This window comes from Achromobacter sp. ACM04 (genome assembly GCF_014851465.1).
In the GTDB taxonomy this organism is placed as follows: domain Bacteria; phylum Pseudomonadota; class Gammaproteobacteria; order Burkholderiales; family Burkholderiaceae_B; genus Achromobacter; species Achromobacter aegrifaciens.
Genome location: NZ_JACUZS010000003.1, coordinates 367,589 through 384,192 on the forward strand (window position 1 = coordinate 367,589; position 16,604 = coordinate 384,192).

Here is a 16,604-nt window from a genome sequence, read left to right on the forward strand (position 1 = left end):
ACATGTCCACGCAACAGAGCTTCAAGGCTGCCGTCATCCAGGCGGCCTCCATTCCCACCGACAGCGTCGCCTGCGCCGAAAAGGCGGCATCGCTCATTCGCCAGGCGGCCGAGCAGGGCGCCCGCGTGCTCGTGTTCCCCGAGGCGTTCCTGGGCGGCTATCCCAAGGGCAACTCCTTCGGCGCGCCCATCGGCATGCGCAAGCCCGAAGGCCGCGACGCCTTCGCCAGCTATCACAACCAGGCCATCCGGCTGGATGGCGAAGAGGTCGCGCTGGTGGCCCAGGCCGCGGCCGACACCGACAGCTTCGTGGTCATGGGCTGCATCGAGGCCGATGGCGGCACGCTGTACTGCACGGTGCTGTACTTCAATGGCCGTGAAGGGCTGGCGGGCAAACACCGCAAGCTCATGCCCACCGCCGGCGAACGCCTGATCTGGGGCTTCGGCGATGGTTCCACCATGCCCGTCTTCGACACGCCCTACGGCAAGATCGGCGCGGTCATCTGCTGGGAAAACTACATGCCCATGCTGCGCATGTACATGTACAGCCAGGGCGTGGCGCTGTATTGCGCGCCCACCGCCGACGACCGCGATTCCTGGATTCCCAGCATGCGCCACATCGCGCTGGAGGGGCGCTGCTATGTGCTCACGGCCTGCCAGCATCTGCGCCGCGATGCCTATCCCGACGATTTCGAATGCGCACTGGGCGACGCGCCCGACACCGTGCTGATGCGCGGCGGCAGCGCCATCATCGATCCGCTGGGCGAAGTGCTGGCAGGGCCGGATTTCTCAGCCGAGACCATCCTGTACGCCGACATCAATCCCAACCAGATCCTGCGCGGCAAGTACGACTTCGACGTCTCGGGCCACTACGCACGCCCCGACGTGTTCCAGCTGCAGGTCGACACCCGTGAAAAGCGGGCCGTCTCGGCGCTGAATGCCGGGGAGGCTTGAATCATGCATTTTGATTTCAGCGCCTTGCCGACGCAGACGGTCTACAACGTGCTGACCTCGACCGTCACCCCGCGCCCGATCGCGTGGCTTACCACCATTTCGGACAAAGGCGTTGTCAACGCGGCTCCCTTCAGCTTCTTCAATGTCATGGGGCCTCAGCCGCCGACGGTCGCCATCGGCCTGATGCGCCATGCCAGCGGCGAACTGAAGGATTCCGGCGCCAACATCATCGAGAACGGCGAGTTCGTGGTGAACCTGGTGCCGGAGTCGCTGGTTGCGCAGATGAACCAGACCTGCGCCGATTACCCGGCGGACGTGGACGAGATGGCGGCGGCCGGCCTGACCGCGCTGCCGGCTACACACGTGCGTCCCCCGCTGATCAAGGGCAGTCCGGTGTCGCTGGAGTGCGTCAGCCAGGCAACCATCGTGACCGGCCCGCGCCAGCTCGTGGTGATCGGCCGGGTGCTGGGCGCGCACGTCGACGATGCCTATGTGCAGGACGCCGAGCGCGGCTACATGGACACGCCGGCCATGGGGCTGATCGCGCGCATGCACGGCGGCGGCTGGTACGCGCGCAGCACGGACCTGTTCCAATTGGCGCGGCCAACGGCGCCCTTGTGATAGTCAGGCGGGGCGGCCCCGCCTTCGCTTGCTGCAATGGATGCGCAAAGCGTAGTGGCCCGCGGGGCGACGGGAGCGCTCACAGGAAGTCGGAAACTTCGCACGGTCTGCCAAACAGAAAGCCTTGAAAGGCTGAGCAGCCAATGTTCCGTAGATAGGCAAATTGCTCGGCCGTTTCCACGCCCTCGGCGACCACATCCACCTCCAGGGCCTGGGCCAGCATGACGATGGCCCCGACTATGCCCTGATCCTTCTTGCTCACGACAACTTCGTCGATAAAGGTCTTGTCGATTTTTATTCGGGAGATCGACAGGTATTTCCGGTTGCTCAACGCATCCTGCAGCGCATGGAATGACTGAATGGCAGCATGGTGATACATGGGCCCTCTCTAGCTGTTGGAGGGATTGCGGGCGTCGAAAGAACTGGGCGTCGGCCTAGGTTAGGAGAATGCCGCAGCCGGGTCTTGCCATTCGATGCCAAGTACGAAGCAGCCGTTCAAGCCGGTCTCGAAAAGGCATGGGAGACGCCGATCTTCCTGTCTTGACAGGTATTGCCTCGCTCTGAATACTCCTGGCGCGCCGATGGGGGGGGGCTCGAGTCTGCGGCTTGCCATATGGTGCCAAAGTGACATGGGTCCATATCTGGCGATGGGGCGCTGTCGGGCCATTTCGATGCTCGCCCCGGTGGGGCTGCACTTCGGATCCCTCCGTCCGGCCACCGGCTCAAGGCATCTACCCATGAACGGGGTCCAAACCCAACGCATTAGGCAACTGCCAGCCGAGGACCCCGGAGCCATCCGAAGCGCAGCCCCACCGGGGCGAGCATCGGAATGGCGCAGGGCAGCCTCGGCGGCTAAAGGACTCTGGCATCCGCAAGCTCGAAGCCCTACCGCCCCGCACTTCGGTTTTGTGAGGCAGCGTTCTTGAGTCGCCGCCGTCCGGACTGCGGGATTCCGATGCTCGCCCAGTGGGGCTGCGCTTCGGATCCCTCCGTCCGGCCACCGGCTCGCGGCGTCTGCCCATTACGGGATCCAAAACCAACGCATTAGGCGCCTACCAGCCGAGGACCCCCGGAGCCATCCGAAGCGCAGCCCCACCGGGGCGAGCATCGGAATGGCGCAGGGCTTGCCTACACGCAAGCCGGCGCGCGCCGAGCCTGTGCGTTTTTAGTTTTTATGAAGTCCGAAGGAAAAAGAAAAAGGCCAATCCCGAGGGATTGGCCTTTTTTGCAATACTTGGCGGAGAGGGTGGGATTCGAACCCACGGTACGGGGATACCGTACGCCTGATTTCGAGTCAGGTACATTCGACCACTCTGCCACCTCTCCGTGGCTGGGTTTCGTAACGGTGGTGTTCCTGGCTGGCCTGGGTTACCCCAAGGGCCGGGTCTTCCACTAAAGATCCCTGGTCGGAAGGATCTTCGTTGTCGAAGCAGCGAAGCCCGCAATTCTACAGGATTTTTTTTGTTTGTGTAAAGGGGGTGGTTGAAAGTCTCCCACAGCGGGTTTCAACCGGCTTTCAGCGGCGGCGATCTTTGCCCAGAATTCCGACATGCCCGGCGTCCCTGCCCGGCACTCTTCTCTTCTCGGCGCTCATCCCGGAACCGCTAGTCCCATGGATCTCATCCTTATCCTTTTGCTTGCGGCCGTGCTGTGCGTGCCCCTGACCCAGCTGCTGGGCCTGGGCGCGATCCCGGGCTATCTGCTGGCCGGCGTGCTGGTGGGGCCGTCCTGCCTCAGGCTCGTCACCAATGTGGACACCATGATCAATGTGTCCCAGTGGGGCGTGGTGATGATGCTGTTCATCATCGGGCTGGAGCTCTCGCCCAAACGCCTGTGGGCCATGCGCAACGAAGTCTTCGTGCTGGGTTCCTTGCAGATGCTGGCCTGCGGGCTGCTGCTGGCGGTGGTGTTCGGCGCGGCGCTGCGGCATCTGGCCGGCATGGAATGGCAGGCGGCAATCCTTTGCGGGCTGTCGCTGGCCCTGTCGTCCACGGCGGTGGCCTTGCGGCTGCTGGACGAACGCGTGCTGACGCGCACGCCCCTGGGCAGGTCGGCGCTGGGGATACTGCTGTTCCAGGACATGGCGGCGATCCCGATGCTGGTGGCGGCGGGCCTGCTGGGTTCGGATGGCGCCTCGGCGCCTTCCTTCAAGGAGGCGCTGATCGCCGTGGTGGTGGTCGCGGCGGCGTACCGGCTGCGGCTGCTGGGCTGGGCTGCCAAGGCGCAGTTGAATGAATTGTTCACGGCCGCCGCCCTGCTGATGGTGGTGGGCGCTGCTCAACTGTTCGACTACGCCGGCCTGTCCGCGGGCCTGGGCGGGTTCCTGGTGGGCGTGCTGATGGCCGAGTCGCGCTATCGGGATGACCTGGAAAAGGCCATCGACCCGTTCAAGGGGCTGCTGCTGGGCCTGTTCTTCGTAGCCATCGGCATGTCCGTGAATCTGAAGGTGGTGGCCAACCACTGGCCCTTCATTCTTGTAGGCGTATTCGCGCTGCTGCTGGTCAAGGCCTTGATTCTGTACGGCTTTTCGCGCTTTCTGGGCCTGCCGCGCTATCACCGCCTGCTATTCGCGCTGGCGCTGGCGCAGGGCGGGGAGTTCAGCTTCGCCATCTTCAACGAAGCCTGGGACAACAATCTGATGAACCTGGAACAGCGCGACTTGCTGTCCGTCATCGTGGCGATTTCGATGGGCGTGGTGCCGATGCTGATCAAGCTGCTGGAACGCATACCCGAGAACCGGGGCGGCATGGCCGATCTGCCGGCAGCGGAACCGGTCCAGGACGAGGCGCCGAAACCTCCCGCGCCGCGCGATCCTCCTCCCGCTGCTTGACCCTGCGTGCCGTACGGGCATGGCATGATTGCCGTCATGCCGGGCAGCTACACTTGACCCTTGCTTGGCCCGTCCAATGTGCTCGACCACAGGAGAATGCTCATGCTTAAAGGAAAAGTCGCCCTTGTCACCGGTTCCACCAGCGGCATCGGCCTGGGTATCGCCACTGCCTTCGCCCAGCAAGGCGCCGATATCGTCTTGAACGGCTTCGGCGATGCGGCCGAAATCGAAAAGCTCCGCGCCGGCCTGGCCGACAAGCATGGCGTGAGGGTCATCTACGACGGCGCCGACCTGTCCAAGGGCGCGGCCGTGCGCGAGCTGGTCGAGAACGCCGTGCGCCAGTTGGGCCGCATCGACATCCTGGTCAATAACGCCGGCATCCAGCACACCGCGCTGATCGAGGACTTCCCCGCTGAAAAATGGGACGCGATCCTGGCGCTGAACCTGTCGGCAGTGTTCCACGGCACCGCCGCCGCCTTGCCGCACATGAAGAAGCAGGGCTTCGGCCGCATCATCAACATCGCCTCGGCCCATGGCCTGGTGGCTTCGGCCAACAAGTCGGCCTACGTCGCCGCCAAGCACGGCGTGGTCGGCTTCACCAAGGTCACCGCGCTGGAAACGGCCGGCCAAGGCATCACGGCCAACGCCATCTGCCCGGGCTGGGTACGCACTCCGCTGGTCGAAAAGCAGATCACCGCGCTGGCGGAAAAAGATGGCGTGGACCAGGAAACCGCCGCGCGCGAACTGCTGAGCGAAAAGCAGCCGTCGCTGCAATTCGTGACGCCGGAGCAACTGGGGGGCACCGCCGTGTTCCTGGCCTCGGACGCCGCCGCGCAAATCACAGGTACGTCCGTCTCGGTCGATGGCGGCTGGACGGCACGCTAAAAAAGGAATTCCCGAATGCTGTTTTTGCTTTCTCCCGCCAAGAAGCTGGATTACGACTCGCCGCTGCACATCGAGACGCATACCCAGCCGCTGTTCGTGGACCAGGCCGCCGGCCTCATCAAGGTGCTGAAGACCAAGTCGGCCGAGGACATCTCCGAGCTCATGAGCTTGAGCCCGGCGCTGTCCGAACTCAACGTGCAGCGCTATGCCCACTGGAAGCGCAGCTTCACGCAGGCGAACTCGCGCCAGGCGGTGCTGGCCTTCAACGGCGACGTCTACGAAGGGCTGGAGGCCGCGACCCTGTCGGCCAAGCAGCTGGACTGGGCGCAAGAGCACGTGGCCATCCTGAGCGGCCTGTATGGCGTGCTGCGCCCGCTGGACCTGATGCAGCCCTACCGCCTGGAAATGGGCACGCGCCTGGCCACGCCCAAGGGCAAGAACCTGTACGAGTACTGGGGCCCGGCCATCGCTGACTATCTCAACGAACGGCAGGCCGGCCAGAAGGCGCCGGTGATCGTCAACCTGGCGTCCGAGGAATACTTCAAGTCGGTCGACCTGAAGACGCTGAAGGCGCGCGTCGTGCAATGCGTATTCCAGGACTGGAAGAACGGCGCCTGGAAGGTCATCAGCTTCCACGCCAAGCGCGCGCGCGGCCTGATGGCGCGCTACGCGATCCTGCACAAAGTGTCCAAGCCCGAAGGCCTGCAAGGCTTCGACCTGGAAGGCTACAAGTTCGACGCCTCTGCCTCGTCGGAAGACAAGCTGGTGTTCCGCCGCAAGGTCTGATCCGGTCCCGGGCGTTGCGCCCGGGACTCCCCATTCCCGTCAGAGCCATCCACGCCGGTCATGCTGCCGCCGCCACCGGCGGCGCGTGCGTAGGATCGGCCAGCGCGTGCAGTTCCTGGCGGATCATGTGCGCCGCCTTCAGCATCTGCTTGACCGGATAGACCAGCGCCGCCTGTTCGCCTTCCGTGTCGAACTGGGTCGGCAGGCCGGCCGGCGCCTGCGCGCGGTTCTCATCCAACAGGTCCACCATGCCGGTCAGCGCCCGCTGTACCGCTTCGGGCGTAGCCGGCAGGCTGGCCAGAATGGGGATGGCCGCTGTGATCTGCGAAGCCAGGATGTGGTTCTGGATCAGCAGGTTGTTCAGCTCCGGCACGCTCACTTGGTGCGACGTGGGCTCGCTCATCATCCGGTAGAAAGCCTCGGCGAAATTGCTGAAGGAGATGTGCACGTTCTTGCGCGCCAGCCGCCAGGCCAGGTCGGCGTCCGTGACCGCCGGAGTCTCGCCGGCGGCGGCGCCCACGGGCGCGCCGTGGGCCTGCATGGCCTCGACGTAGCGCAGGCCGGCGATCAGGTATTCGCGATTGGCGCGCGTGGCCGCGGCCGCCAGCGGTTTCAGGTAGCGGGCCTCCCACCAGGGCAGGATGTAGCTGCAGATCAGCGCCAGCGCGCAGCCGATCAACGTGTCGATGGCGCGTTCGCCGATCACCGACATGGACACCGTGCCCGGCGACACGAAGTGGAACACCAGCACCACGAACAGCGTGTTGAAGGTGGCGCTGGCCATGTAGTTCAGCTGCACCAGGCTGTTGCCCATGATGCAGGCGCCCAGCAGCGCGGCGAACAGCAGTTCGGGCCGGTCGGTCAGGTTGAACAGCAGCAGGGCCAGGATGCAGCCGATCAGCGTGCCCGTCAGGCGCCAGCTATTGCGCTGGCGGGTCAGCGCGAAACCCGGCTTCATGATGATGACGATGGTCAGCATGATCCAGTAGTTGTGCGCGGAAAACGCTGGCGAAAGCCATTGGCTGGCCAGCGTCATGGCGATGGCCGCGGCCGCGGTGACGCGCAGCGCATAGCGGAAGTGCGGCGAATCCAGGCGCAGGTTGCTGGTCAGGAGCCCCACGCGGAATTCCTGCCGCGAAATGAAGCGCGTCAGCGACTTGTTGATGCGCAGCACGTCGGTGGGCTTGGCGTCGGGCGAAGCGGCGGTGTGGTCGGCCAGGCGGTCGACGATGCGCGCCGAATTGCGCAGCCGGCGCAGCACCTGGACGATCAGCGCCAGCATCTCGGGCTCGCGCTCGCCCAGGCCCTGCTGCTTGAGCTGTTCGATCTCGTATTCGATGGCGCGCAGTTCGGCCTTGGCGCTGCTGCGGTACTGCACCTTGCGCCCGCGCGACACGTCCAGCGCGATGCGGTTGAGCTCCAGCGACATCTTCACCAGCGCATCGCGCATGAACATCAGGCAGTCGCTGCCGGCCAGCGCGCGGCGCAGCGCCGCGTAGTCGGTATGCGTGGCCACCAGCGTATCCAGCAGCTGCAGCATATCGACGAACATGTTCCAGATCATCACGCGTTGGCGGTCGCCCAGGCCTTTGCCGCGGGGCAGGGCGCGCAGCACCATGTCGCGCGCCGCCTGGTGCTTTTCCGTCATGACGGATTGACGCTGGATCAGCTCGCGGTAGGCGTCGTCCAGATCGGCGGTTTCATCGTAGAAGGTGGCGCGCGCCGCCACGTAGTCGGCGGTGGCGAAGAGCGCCACCGACATGGCCTGCTGCTCCTCGCGCAGCCAGAACAGGCGCGAGAACCCCAGGCTGAATGCGACGTAGAACAGCGCCCCGCCCAGCGTGGCCGCGGCGTGCGCCAGCACCTCATGGGGCGCCAGCGGCGAATGCATGGTCAGGGTCATCAGCAACAGGCCGGCAAAGCCGATCAGCCCGCCGCGTTTGCCGAACACCGTGAACATCGAATAGACGAAGCACTGCGCGATGACCGCCAGCCAGATCAGCACGGGGTGCGATGACGCCAGCCCTGTGATGATGACCGTCAGCGTGCCCAGCGCGGCGCCGCCCAGCATCTCGTTGGTGCGGTGGCGCTGCGGCCCGCCCGGCTGGTCGATGATGGCCAGGCATTGCGCCCCGAACGTTGCAACCAGACCCGTGGTGTAGTTGCCGAACAGGCCGCCCAGCACCAGCACGGGCAACAGCATCCCCACCCCCTGACGCACCCCTCCGAAGAAGTAGTGGCTGTAGAGGAAGCGGCGGATGCTGGCAATGCGCAAATCCATGAGGCGGCGGCTCGGTTTCGGATGACGAAACAAGTATAGAGAGACTGCCTAAATTTTTGGGGTCGGATAGTTACCGAACCTTCCAAGCAACGGTCGAACAAAAGTCGATTTGCTACCTTTGACGCAACGCGGTAAATTGCTCCACTTGCATCGGTCTGCCTATCCGAAACCGGTGCGTTGAGGCGGATTGCCAGGGTCACCTCCCAGCCATCCCGCAGCAGTTACACCTGCCGTTGGCCGCGCCACAAGCGTGTGTTGCCAAGGCTTCCATTTCGACCTCCAGCGTCCCCCAGGGGCGTTTGCACTGCGTTCTGTCGAGCGTGTGCCGGGTCGGCAAGGTGTCCGGGTGGCGTGGCTCCGTGAGCCGCAAAGCGCCGGATCATGTTGTCGGGACCGGTATGGGTTCAGTTGCCGCCGTATCCGGGCGAGCAGCAGTCAGGGTTGCAGGGCCGGTACTGAAAGGAATGACAACATGGAACTGAATGGCGCCGATATCGTCGTGCGCTGCCTGGCCGATGAAGGCGTGGAACACGTTTTCGGCTACCCCGGCGGCGCGGTGCTTTACATCTACGACGCGATTTTCAAGCAAGACAAATTCCAGCATATCCTGGTTCGTCACGAGCAGGCCGCCGTGCACGCCGCCGATGCCTATTCGCGCTCGTCGCAAAAGGTCGGCGTCTGCCTCGTGACCAGCGGACCGGGCGTGACCAATGCCGTCACCGGCATCGCCACCGCCTACATGGATTCCATCCCCATGGTCATCATCAGCGGGCAGGTGCCCACTGCGGCCATTGGCGAGGACGCCTTCCAGGAATGCGACACCGTCGGCATTACGCGTCCCTGCGTCAAGCACAACTTCCTTGTGCGCGACGTCAAGGACCTGGCCGAAACCATGCGCCGCGCGTTCTACATCGCGCGCACCGGCCGTCCCGGCCCGGTGCTGGTGGATATCCCCAAGGACATCACCATCGCGCAGTGCAAGTACACGCCGCCCAAGGGCGAGATCTCGATGCGCTCCTATGCGCCCGTCAACAAGGGCCACCAGGGGCAGATCAAGAAAGCCGTGCAGATGCTGCTGGCCGCCGAGCGGCCCATGATCTACACGGGCGGCGGGGTCATCCTGTCGAACGCCGCGCCCGAGCTGAACAAGCTCGTGTCGCAACTGGGCGCGCCCTGCACCAGCACCCTGATGGGTCTGGGCGGCTACCCGGCCAGCAGCGGCCAGTTCGTCGGCATGCCCGGCATGCACGGCACGTACGAGGCCAATATGGCGATGCAGCACTGCGACGTGCTGCTGGCCATCGGCGCCCGTTTCGACGACCGCGTGATCGGCAACCCCAAGCACTTCGCCCAGAACGCCCGCAAGATCATCCATATCGATATCGATCCCTCGTCGATCTCCAAGCGCGTGCGCGTGGACGTCCCGATCGTCGGTAACGTCAAGGACGTCCTGGCCGACCTCAGCGCGCAGTACGACATCGCCGCGGCCGAGCACAAGCCTGCTCCGATCGCCAAGTGGTGGGAGCAGGTCGAGTCCTGGCGCGGCAAGGAATGCCTGAAGTTCGCCAACTCGGACGAGGTCATCAAGCCGCAGTTCGTGGTGGAAAAGCTCTGGGAAGTGACTGGCGGCGACGCCTTCGTGACTTCCGACGTGGGCCAGCACCAGATGTGGGCCGCGCAGTACTACAAGTTCGACAAGCCGCGCCGCTGGATCAACTCCGGCGGCCTGGGCACCATGGGCGTGGGCCTGCCGTACGCCATGGGCGTGCAGATGGCCAATCCTGGGCACGACGTCGCCGTCATCACGGGCGAAGGGTCGATCCAGATGAACATCCAGGAACTGTCGACCTGCCACCAGTACCGCCTGACGCCGAAGATCATCTGCCTGAACAACCGCTTCCTGGGCATGGTCCGGCAGTGGCAGCAGATCGACTACGGTTCGCGCTATTCCGAGTCCTACATGGATTCGCTGCCCGATTTCGTCAAGGTGGCCGAGGCCTATGGCCACGTGGGTCTGCGCATCGAACGACCGGCGGACGTCGAGCCGGCGCTGCGCGAAGCGTTCAAGAAGCACAAGGATCGCCTGGTTTTCCTGGACTTCATCACCGACCGCACCGAAAACGTGTGGCCGATGGTCAAGGCCGGCCGCGGGCTGACCGAAATGCTGCTCGGCTCTGAAGACCTGTAAGGAGGCCACCCATGAAGCACGTGATTTCCGTCCTCCTCGAAAACGAACCCGGCGCGCTGTCGCGCGTGGTGGGCCTGTTTTCCGCGCGGGGCTACAACATCGAGACCTTGACCGTGGCGCCCACCGAGGACTCCACGCTGTCGCGCATGACCATCGTGACCACCGGTTCCGATGAAATCATCGAGCAGATCACCAAGCACCTGAACCGCCTGGTGGATGTGGTCAAGGTGGTCGACCTGACCGAAGGCGCGCACATCGAGCGTGAGCTGATGCTCGTGAAGGTGCGCGCGGTCGGCAAGGAGCGCGAGGAAATGAAGCGCATGGCGGATATCTTCCGCGGCCGCATCATCGACGTGACCGACAAGTCCTACACCATCGAATTGACCGGGGTGCAGGAAAAAGTACAGGCCTTCCTGGAGGCCCTGGACCGCAGTGCAATCCTTGAAACCGTGCGCACCGGCGTGTCCGGCATCGGACGCGGTGAACGGATTTTGAAGATTTGACCGGCCTTCCAGGCCAAGCCGCACCCTACATCTGAATTAAACAAATATCCAAAATACTGGAATCTGGAGCACAACCATGAAAGTTTTCTACGACAAAGACTGCGATCTCTCCCTGGTCAAGGGCAAGACTGTTGCCATCATCGGCTACGGCTCGCAAGGACACGCGCACGCGCAGAACCTGCATGAGTCCGGCGTGAAGGTCGTGGTCGGCCTGCGCAAGGGCGGCGCCTCGTGGAACAAGGCCGCCAACGCCGGCCTGGAAGTCAAGGAAGTTGCCGACGCGGTCAAGTCCGCCGACATCGTCATGATGCTGCTGCCCGACGAGAACATCGCCTCGGTCTACAACAAGGAAGTGCACGCCAACATCAAGCCCGGCGCCGCCCTGGCGTTCGCCCACGGCTTCAACGTGCACTACGGCCAGGTCGTGCCGCGTGAAGACATCGACGTCATCATGATCGCCCCGAAGGCCCCGGGCCACACCGTGCGCAACACCTACAAGCAAGGCGGCGGCGTGCCCCACCTGGTGGCCGTGTACCAGGACAAGTCGGGCGCCGCGCGTGACGTGGCCCTGTCGTACGCCAGCGCCAACGGCGGCGGCCGTGCCGGCATCATCGAAACCAACTTCCGCGAAGAAACCGAAACCGACCTGTTCGGCGAACAGGCCGTGCTGTGCGGCGGTACCGTCGAACTGATCAAGGCCGGTTTCGACACGCTGGTGGAAGCCGGCTACGCGCCCGAAATGGCGTACTTCGAATGCCTGCACGAACTGAAGCTGATCGTCGACCTGATCTATGAAGGCGGCATCGCCAACATGAACTACTCGATCTCGAACAACGCCGAGTTCGGCGAGTACGAAACCGGCCCGAAGATCGTCACCGACGAAACCCGCAAGGCCATGCGCCAGTGCCTGACGGACATCCAGACCGGCGAATACGCCAAGAAGTTCATCCTGGAAAACACCGCCGGCGCTCCGACGCTGACCTCGCGCCGCCGCATCAACGCGGAATCGCAGATCGAGCAAGTGGGCGGCAAGCTGCGCGCCATGATGCCCTGGATCGCCGCCAACAAGCTGGTGGACAAGTCCAAGAACTGATCCATGCCATTGCGCGGGGCCTGCCCCGCGCAATCAGGGTCGAAGCGGCATGCCTGCGAGGGCATGCCGCTTTTTTTTGCAGGCTTCCCCTCGATTGGCCAGGCACGCGGCTTGCTCCGCCCCGCAAGCGGGGCCAGATGGGTTAACCTTTCAATGTTCGTTGTAAGTTATTGAGACCATGCCCAATTTTTCCATGCGCGATTCCGAGAACCGCCACCGCAGCATCTACCTGCTGCCCAACGCGTTCACCACCGCGGCACTGTTCGCGGGGTTCTACGCCGTCGTGCAGGCCATGAACGACCGCTTCGAAGTGGCCGCCATCGCCATTTTCGCGGCCATGGTGCTGGACGGCATGGATGGCCGGGTTGCCCGCCTGACCAACACCCAGTCCGCCTTCGGCGAGCAGTACGACTCGCTGTCCGACATGACCTCCTTCGGCGTTGCGCCCGCGCTGGTCATGTACGAATGGATCCTGAACGACCTGGGCCGCTGGGGCTGGCTGGCCGCGTTCGTCTATGTCGCCGGCGCCGCGCTGCGCCTGGCGCGTTTCAACACCAACATCGCCGTGGTCGACAAGCGCTACTTCCAGGGCTTGCCCAGCCCGGCTGCCGGCGCGCTGGTGGCGGGTTTCGTCTGGCTGGCCGTGGACAACAAGCTGCCCATCCATGACAGCCTGATGGCCTGGGCGGCGTTCACGCTGACCATGTACGCGGGCATTTCCATGGTGTCGAATGCGCCGTTCTTCAGCGGCAAGAGCTTCGCCCTGGGCCGCAGCGTGCCGTTCTGGGGCATCCTGCTGGTGGTGGCCGTGTTCGTGTTCGTGTCCAGCGATCCTCCGGTCGTGTTGTTCGGCCTGTTCGTGCTGTACGGCCTGTCGGGCTGGATCATGTGGGCCTGGCGCTGGAACCGCGCGCGCCGCCTGACGCAGGAACGCCGCAACCAATCGTCCTGATTGGTGAACGCCTTGAAAACAAAACCCGCCTGATGGCGGGTTTTGTTTTTTAGAGAGGCGGGGGAATCAGCGCCACATGAACCGGTCGTCGTCGTACATGGGGTCCGGGCCGGGATGGAAGTGCGTCAGCTTGCTGCCGTCGCGGCTCATGTAGACATACATCAGCGAGTTCCAGACGCCGTTTTCCTTGTAGCGGTACGACCAGACCACCTCGCGCTTTTCTCCCAGGCCGGCTTCCTCGATCTTGGCGGGCGGGCCGAATTCGCAGCGCACGCGGTCGGGACCCCATACGCCTTCGCTCAGCACCTTGAAGTGTTCGTCCGTCAGCAGCGGCACCACCTGGCCCACGCGTCCGTCCGCGCCGACGTTGGTGCCCCAGGCGTACTGGCCCATGGGCTGCTGGGTCCAGATCACGCGCCGCCCGCCATTGGCTTGCGGGCATTCGAAGTTGGGCCGGCCGAACTGGGCTTGCACGTCGGCGTAGGGCGTGCCGGGAGGAATCTGGGCCATGTTTGCGCAGGCGGCCAGGCCGGCCAACGCGGCGGCAGCCAGTGCCAGGCGCGCGCTTCTGTAATATTTAGACATATCTTCTCCTTATGTGGCATCGCGGCCTGCGGCGGGGCAGGCGGCCCTCATTGGGGTAATTCTAGCGAATCGGCTATAATCATCGAGCTTTATCAAGTGTATTGATCTTGCAACATCCTTTGCGCTGGCCGCAGAGCTGGTCCAGGTGCCAGGCCCCGGTGTCGAAACACCGCGTCCAACACCCGGATTCCAGGCTTCTGTTTGAGTCATCAATGGCAGCAGTGAGAAAGCGAATTCCGCCAGGTTCGCGCAAATTTTTTCCAAACCACGTCAGGGCGCCTCGGCCCTGTCGCATGTCCGAAGAGGTCATAAATGTCTGTAGCTGACATCAAAAAATCCGATATCGTCGCGCAATTCCAACGCGCTCAAGGCGATACCGGCTCCCCCGAAGTTCAGGTGGCTCTGCTCACCGCCCGCATCAACGAACTGACCGGTCACTTCAAAGAACACATGAAGGACCATCACTCGCGCCGCGGTCTGCTCCGTATGGTCAGCCGTCGCCGCAAGCTGCTCGACTATCTCAAGGGCCGCAATCCCGATTCGTACCGCGCACTGATCGAAAAACTCGGTCTGCGCAAGTGATCGACGGGGCTGGCTCCCCATGACGCAACCGTGGTCGGTGCGACGTATGTCGCGACGGCCACGGTTTTTCATTTGTAAGGAATAATCGTCATGTTCAACAAAGTGACAAAATCGTTCCAGTACGGCCAGCACACGGTCGTCCTGGAAACTGGCGAGATCGCTCGCCAGGCCTCCGGCGCCGTTGTGGTGTCGATCGAGGACACCGTCGTCCTGGCCACCGTCGTGGCTTCCAAGAAGGCCAAGCCGGGTCAAACGTTTTTCCCGCTGACCGTTGACTACATCGAGAAGACCTACGCCGCCGGCCGCATCCCGGGTGGCTTCTTCAAGCGCGAAGGCAAGCCCTCCGAGAAGGAAACGCTGACCTCGCGCCTGATCGACCGTCCCCTGCGTCCGCTGTTCCCCGAAGACTTCTACAACGAAGTCCAGGTGGTCATCCACACGCTGTCGGTCAATCCTGAAATCGATCCCGACATTCCCGCCATGATCGGCGCCTCGGCCGCGCTGGCCATCTCGGGCATCCCGTTCAACGGCCCCATCGGCGCCGCGCGCGTGGGTTATATCGATGGCCAGTACGCCATCAACCCGACCGCCTCGCAACTGAAGTCGTCCAAGCTGGATCTGGTCGTCGCCGGCACCGAAAACGCCGTGCTGATGGTGGAATCCGAAGCCGACCAGCTGTCCGAAGAAATCATGCTGGGCGGCGTGGTCTACGGCCACCAGCAAATGCAGGCCGTCATCAACGCCATTCATGAACTGGTGAAGGACGCCGGCAAGCCCGATTGGGACTGGCAAGCGCCCGCCAAGGACGAAGCCCTGATCGCCGCGGTCACCGCCGCTGCCCAGGAAGGCCTGAACGCCGCCTACCAGATCCGCGAAAAGCAGGCCCGTACGACCAAGCTGCGCGAAGTGTCGGCTGACGTGTCGGCCAAGCTGGCCGCCGCCGCCGCCGAAAAGGGCGAAGCGCTGCCGGACGCCGTCGCTGTCGACAACATCATGTTCTCGCTGGAATCCGCCATCGTGCGCGGCCAGATCCTGAACGGCGAGCCGCGCATCGACGGCCGCGATACCCGCACCGTGCGCCCCATCAGCGTGCGTCTGGGCGTGCTGCCCCGCGCACACGGCAGCGCGCTGTTCACCCGCGGTGAAACCCAGGCGCTGGTCGTGGCCACGCTGGGCACCAAGCAGGACGAGCAGATCATCGACGCGCTCATGGGCGAATACCGCGACCGCTTCATGCTGCACTACAACATGCCTCCGTTCGCCACCGGTGAAACGGGCCGCATCGGTGTGCCCAAGCGCCGCGAAATCGGCCACGGCCGCCTGGCCAAGCGCGCGCTGATCCCGCTGCTGCCGGCTCCGGAAGACTTCCAGTACACCATCCGCATCGTGTCGGAAATCACCGAGTCCAACGGCTCGTCGTCGATGGCTTCGGTCTGCGGCGGCTCGCTGGCCATGATGGACGCCGGCGTGCCGGTCAAGGATCACGTGGCCGGCGTGGCCATGGGCCTGATCCTGGACGGCGGCAAGTTCGCCGTGCTGACGGACATCCTGGGCGACGAAGATCACCTGGGCGACATGGACTTCAAGGTTGCGGGCACCGAGAACGGCGTCACCGCACTGCAGATGGACATCAAGATCCAGGGCATCACCAAGGAAATCATGCAAGTGGCGCTGGCTCAGGCCCGCGAAGGCCGCCTGCACATCCTGGGCAAGATGAAGGAAGCGCTGGACGGTTCGCGCGGCGAGCTGTCGGCTTTCGCTCCGCGCATGCTGACCATCAAGATCAACCCCGAGAAGATCCGCGACGTGATCGGCAAGGGCGGCGCCACCATCCGCGCGCTGACCGAAGAAACCGGCACGCAGATCGACATCTCGGACGACGGCACGATCGTGATCGCCAGCGTCGACGAAGCGCAGGCCAAGGAAGCCCAGCGCCGCATCGTCGAACTGACCGCCGACGTCGAAGTGGGCCAGATCTACGAAGGCGCCGTGCTGCGCCTGCTGGATTTCGGCGCCATCGTGCAAGTGCTGCCGGGCCGCGACGGCCTGCTGCACATCTCGGAAATCGCCAACTACCGCATCGCTAACATCAACGATGTGCTGAAGGTCGGCCAGCAAGTCCGCGTCAAGGTCATCGAGGCCGACGACAAGGGCCGCCTGCGCCTGTCCATCAAGGCGATTGGCGGCATCGAGCAGCAGCAAGCCGCTGCGGCTCCCGAAGCTGCCCCGCAATCGGAACCGCAAGCTGAATAAGCCTGCTTGACCGGTAGCATGAAACGGCGCCTGCGGGCGCCGTTTTTCATGGGCCGGCGCGCGCGCTTGTGGCCGGCATGATTCATCTTCTT

General features: G+C 64.0%; 14 protein-coding genes and 1 tRNA gene. 11 read left to right on the forward strand and 4 right to left on the reverse strand.

Going from position 1 to position 16,604, the window contains the following annotated elements; genetic code table 11:
- The first annotated feature begins 2 nt into the window (after positions 1–2).
- Both IB259_RS18055 and IB259_RS18060 read left to right on the forward strand, forming a co-directional pair.
- Positions 3–953 carry a carbon-nitrogen hydrolase family protein gene (locus tag IB259_RS18055; protein ID WP_054450139.1) on the forward strand — a complete coding sequence of 317 codons (951 nt, stop codon included), beginning with the start codon at positions 3–5 and terminating at the stop codon, positions 951–953.
- 3 nt (positions 954–956) lie between these two features.
- A complete protein-coding gene (locus tag IB259_RS18060; RefSeq protein WP_119450782.1) occupies positions 957–1,574 on the forward strand; it encodes a flavin reductase family protein in 618 nt (205 codons plus the stop codon).
- A gap of 79 nt (positions 1,575–1,653) precedes the next feature.
- Here IB259_RS18060 and IB259_RS18065 read toward each other — a convergent pair whose 3' ends face one another.
- Both IB259_RS18065 and IB259_RS18070 read right to left on the reverse strand, forming a co-directional pair.
- Positions 1,654–1,953 (reverse strand): EAL domain-containing protein, encoded by a 300-nt coding sequence (locus IB259_RS18065; protein ID WP_192329814.1) that lies wholly within the window; start codon positions 1,951–1,953, stop codon positions 1,654–1,656.
- 856 nt (positions 1,954–2,809) lie between these two features.
- Positions 2,810–2,900 (reverse strand) — tRNA-Ser (locus IB259_RS18070).
- Positions 2,901–3,186: 286 nt separating this feature from the next.
- Here IB259_RS18070 and IB259_RS18075 point away from each other — a divergent pair.
- The 3 genes from IB259_RS18075 to yaaA all read left to right on the forward strand — a co-directional run bounded on the left by IB259_RS18075 (position 3,187) and on the right by yaaA (position 6,075).
- Positions 3,187–4,404, forward strand: a complete 1,218-nt coding sequence (locus IB259_RS18075; RefSeq protein WP_054450164.1) for a cation:proton antiporter — start codon at positions 3,187–3,189, stop codon at positions 4,402–4,404.
- 102 nt (positions 4,405–4,506) lie between these two features.
- A complete protein-coding gene (locus IB259_RS18080) occupies positions 4,507–5,289 on the forward strand; it encodes a 3-hydroxybutyrate dehydrogenase (protein ID WP_119450785.1) in 783 nt (260 codons plus the stop codon).
- Between the two features lie 15 nt (positions 5,290–5,304).
- A complete protein-coding gene (gene yaaA / locus IB259_RS18085; protein WP_054450168.1) occupies positions 5,305–6,075 on the forward strand; it encodes a peroxide stress protein YaaA in 771 nt (256 codons plus the stop codon).
- A 58-nt stretch (positions 6,076–6,133) separates the two neighbouring features.
- Here the strand turns inward: yaaA and IB259_RS18090 are convergent, their stop codons facing one another.
- Positions 6,134–8,356 (reverse strand): FUSC family membrane protein, encoded by a 2,223-nt coding sequence (locus IB259_RS18090; protein WP_119450786.1) that lies wholly within the window; start codon positions 8,354–8,356, stop codon positions 6,134–6,136.
- A gap of 418 nt (positions 8,357–8,774) precedes the next feature.
- Here IB259_RS18090 and IB259_RS18095 point away from each other — a divergent pair, with 418 nt between their 5' ends.
- The 4 genes from IB259_RS18095 (at position 8,775) to pssA (ending at position 13,092) form a co-directional block, all read left to right on the forward strand.
- Positions 8,775–10,544, forward strand: coding sequence for an acetolactate synthase 3 catalytic subunit (locus IB259_RS18095; RefSeq protein ID WP_255423500.1), 1,770 nt, complete (start codon positions 8,775–8,777; stop codon positions 10,542–10,544).
- A gap of 11 nt (positions 10,545–10,555) precedes the next feature.
- Positions 10,556–11,047 carry an acetolactate synthase small subunit gene (gene ilvN / locus IB259_RS18100; RefSeq protein WP_054450173.1) on the forward strand — a complete coding sequence of 164 codons (492 nt, stop codon included), beginning with the start codon at positions 10,556–10,558 and terminating at the stop codon, positions 11,045–11,047.
- A 76-nt stretch (positions 11,048–11,123) separates the two neighbouring features.
- Positions 11,124–12,140, forward strand: coding sequence for a ketol-acid reductoisomerase (gene ilvC, locus IB259_RS18105; protein ID WP_013391929.1), 1,017 nt, complete (start codon positions 11,124–11,126; stop codon positions 12,138–12,140).
- Between the two features lie 178 nt (positions 12,141–12,318).
- Complete coding sequence (gene pssA / locus IB259_RS18110) at positions 12,319–13,092, forward strand: CDP-diacylglycerol--serine O-phosphatidyltransferase (protein WP_054450175.1); 774 nt, start codon at positions 12,319–12,321, stop codon at positions 13,090–13,092.
- A gap of 66 nt (positions 13,093–13,158) precedes the next feature.
- On the opposite strand, the gene IB259_RS18115 is transcribed toward pssA, so the two are convergent.
- Entirely contained in the window at positions 13,159–13,677 is a 519-nt protein-coding gene (locus tag IB259_RS18115; protein ID WP_054450177.1) for a hypothetical protein, read from the reverse strand.
- A gap of 312 nt (positions 13,678–13,989) precedes the next feature.
- Here IB259_RS18115 and rpsO point away from each other — a divergent pair, with 312 nt between their 5' ends.
- Together rpsO and pnp are read left to right on the forward strand one after the other, a co-directional pair.
- Positions 13,990–14,259, forward strand: a complete 270-nt coding sequence (rpsO, locus tag IB259_RS18120) for a 30S ribosomal protein S15 (protein WP_006223612.1) — start codon at positions 13,990–13,992, stop codon at positions 14,257–14,259.
- 90 nt (positions 14,260–14,349) lie between these two features.
- Complete coding sequence (gene pnp / locus IB259_RS18125; RefSeq protein WP_054450179.1) at positions 14,350–16,512, forward strand: polyribonucleotide nucleotidyltransferase; 2,163 nt, start codon at positions 14,350–14,352, stop codon at positions 16,510–16,512.
- The last annotated feature ends 92 nt before the right edge of the window (positions 16,513–16,604 follow it).